This window comes from Hyphomonas oceanitis SCH89 (genome assembly GCF_000685295.1).
Lineage (GTDB): Bacteria > Pseudomonadota > Alphaproteobacteria > Caulobacterales > Hyphomonadaceae > Hyphomonas > Hyphomonas oceanitis.
This window is the reverse complement of the sequence record NZ_ARYL01000090.1, coordinates 1-3,072: the sequence shown is the minus strand read 5'-3', so window position 1 is coordinate 3,072 and position 3,072 is coordinate 1. Positions and strand designations below refer to the sequence as shown.

Annotated in this window: 3 protein-coding genes; all 3 read right to left on the bottom strand. The window is 61.5% G+C overall.

Annotated features, from left to right (window positions below; genetic code table 11):
• Positions 1-27: 27 nt before the first annotated feature.
• Positions 28-351 (bottom strand): DUF736 domain-containing protein, encoded by a 324-nt coding sequence (locus tag HOC_RS20225; RefSeq protein ID WP_034739980.1) that lies wholly within the window; start codon positions 349-351, stop codon positions 28-30.
• Between the two features lie 468 nt (positions 352-819).
• Complete coding sequence (locus HOC_RS20220; RefSeq protein WP_084146514.1) at positions 820-2,592, bottom strand: ParB/RepB/Spo0J family partition protein; 1,773 nt, start codon at positions 2,590-2,592, stop codon at positions 820-822.
• A gap of 47 nt (positions 2,593-2,639) precedes the next feature.
• On the bottom strand, positions 2,640-3,072 hold a 433-nt coding region (locus tag HOC_RS22470), incomplete at its 5' end, for a hypothetical protein (RefSeq protein WP_206741629.1).

Sequence of the window (3,072 nt, the reverse complement as noted above, 5' to 3'; positions counted from 1 at the left end):
CGTGGACAACCTGTTGAGACTCCACACCTAGTCCTTCGGGTTCCAGAGGATCACGTGGCGGCCTTTCTTGCCTTTGACGGGGGCGAGATTTGCGTAGATCTTGCGCGGGCCGATCTGCGGGTCCGCGAGGGTGATCGAGACATAATCGCGTCCCGATGCTTTCGCCTTGCGCATCCAGCCGCCACCGATTTCGGTCGATGTTTCTCCGGCGAAGATGCGGTAGTCGGGCTGGCCGTCTGCGGCCTTCTCACCATTCTTCTCGATGCGGATGGGGCTTGTGAGGTTCATCATTGCGAGGGCGCCTTCGAAGCCGGTTTTGGTCTCAGAGACATATCCAAGTGCGTTTGCCATTGTGTCATTCCTTTCGTTTTTGCGCTTGTCTCGGGGACCCCTTGTCCCCGTCGACGCCGGACCGAAAGGACGGCGCAGGACGGGTTTGAACCGCCTCCTTTCTCTTTGGCGGGCGAAACGGAGTGGAGCACCGGCACGGCGATGAATTTTGAGGCGCGAGGAGCCGCAAAGCGGCGGGGAAAATTCTTGCGCCCGGGCCGGTTTCACAGCCCGGCAGGCGTCGTCCAGGTCACACGGCACGAGACGGGAACAAGGGGTCCGACACGCGAGGTCACGAAAACGGATGGAACCAGACTGGCAGACACTTCCGGATGCAAGACGAGACCCAAAGACGCGCGTTTCTTTGGCGCCCTCACCCATGAAACACTCCGACCAGCAGCACCTCAGCATGAGAGACCAATGCGAAAAAGCCGCCCGATGCCTGGCACCGGACGGCTCCTAATCCGCCTGAAACAGGAGACTGAATCCTCAGGCGGCGTCTGGCTCTGCGAAGGTCCCTGCATCTGACTGCGCATTGTCCCCACCATCCTCAAACAGACCTGCAATCCGTGCCCAGGCATCAGCAGGCGCAGACCCCGCTCCGTCCACGAGGCGGGCTGGCGGCACCTGCATCCAAACCGGTCGCCAGTCGGGATTGGGTTCACAAGCCTCACCAGCAATCCGGTTCCCGATGAGAGTCTTCTGCACTTTGGCCGTATCGGTGACGCAGGTTGCCGCCAAAGAGCCAGACCCGATATCGGCCACCATCGCGTTGATCGCCCTCTTGTCGCGGCAGAGGTCGAAGAAGGCCGGTTCCGGTTTCCAGCAGGCTGACAGGTCCGTCTCGCAAACGTGCAGAACGGCCTCCACGACCGGCCCGCCCGCTTCCAGTATCTCAGCCATGGTAAAGGCCAGAACCTCACCCACTTCCGCGTCCGACATGGCGAGCAAGGCGGCGAAGATTTCGCAAAGGCGATAAGCGTCGCCATTGCGTCGGGCCTCTCCAGAGACGCCCAATGCCGCAAACAGGTTGGCAACGTGCTCCCGTTTCGCCGCCATGTCAGCGGCAGCTGTCGAGGCCTCAAGGCTCGCCCGTGTGGCGTCCTTCCGGCTACCGCATTCATGCGCACGGATCGTCCAGAGCGCGCTGCCGGTCATGGCATGGGCCACCATCAGACGCAGTGCGATGGCAGGCTGGCGTGCCAAGCTCGCCTGCGCCGCCCCATGGCGGTGCAGCAGAATATATTCAGCAAGTGGCCCGGACATTTCAGGTTTGACGGGCGCTGAGGACGGGTCGTCTCCACCGCGCTTTTCCTTCTCCTGTCGCCGCGCCTCAGCCTGTGAGATATAGGCTTCATGGAAGGTCACGCTGCCATCATGGCGAAGCTCGACGAACACCTTGCCGCCCGCCTTCTTCGTCTTGGTCACATGGTCCCAGCGCTGGAAATACTGCCCCCGCTCAAGGCAGACCACGTCCTTCCAGCCCTCTCCGAGATAAGCCTCAATGCGCTGCGCGACAGCTGCCGACTGCGCGGTCCAGAAGGCGTCCGCGTCTGCAAACACGCCATGCTCACCAAACAGGTCGGCGGTGATCAGGCCGTCATAGCCCGCCAAGTCAAACAGGGCCTTGTCTGTGGTGATAATTGTCCCGCCCGTGATCCACGCCTTGCAGGTCCGGCCCATCGGCGCGCGCGCGTCCTCGCTCTCGAACAGGCGAAGCCAGTCTGCCTGTTGCTCCGGCGTGGCGAGCGTCAGGGCCCGAATTGTTTCGCGGTCGATCTCGTCCCCGGCATAGAGTTTGCGGATGGGCTCGGCGAGGGACGCCAGTGCCAGCACCCGTCGCACCAGAAGCAGAGTGACCCCAAAGAATGCGGCGATATCCTCGACCGCGCGGCCTTCATCATGCAGGCGCTTGAAGGCGGTATACTGTTCCATTTCTGAAGCTGGCAGGCGTCCCACATTCTCTATGACGGATGCCGCAATCGCGCTGGCCGCATCTTCCTCCCGCATGATCGCGCACGGCACCATGGGCACTTTGCCGGTCTCCTTCTCGATCTCCTTCAGGGCGAAGAACCGCCGCCGTCCGGCAACGATGCCGTAATGATCGCCTTCACGGCGCACCAGCAACGTCTGGCGAATACCGCCCTCGCGGATTGACGGCAGGATATCGGACACGTCGGGCTTCTTCCGGCTGTGGCGCATATTGAGTTTGGAGATACGAAGCTGATCGAGGGGAATGTTTTTCAGGATAGGCTGGGCCATGGCATGGACCTCCTTTGATGAATTGATTGAAGAGGACAGGCGCGCACTCATGTGCGCGCCCCGAGATTGGAGAGGGTCGCACACAGACGCTGCGCAGCTCGGAGACCGATCGCGATGGCGTCGGGAAGAAGGTCATCTGCGACGTCCGTCAGATATGCATTATCCGTGCCCGGATAATTGGCTTCCACGCCCCACAGGCTGATGGCGTGTTCGTCCAGTATGACACCGTCCAGCGATACCGAGAGGACGATACCGCAATAGAACCAATCATCCTTGCGCCATGCTTCCATGATCGCCTCGGCTTCGGCCTGTGCCTTGGCAAAGCGTTCCCGGAAATTGTTTCCGGGGCCGATGAACCCCGGCGCATCCTTGTTGAGGGATGGCCAGAATCCGTCCTGGCGTCCCTCGGGAAAACGCTCCACTGGAGCGTTTTCTGATCCTCGGAACTCAGGCGCATCCGGGCAATCGTCGCGCACGATC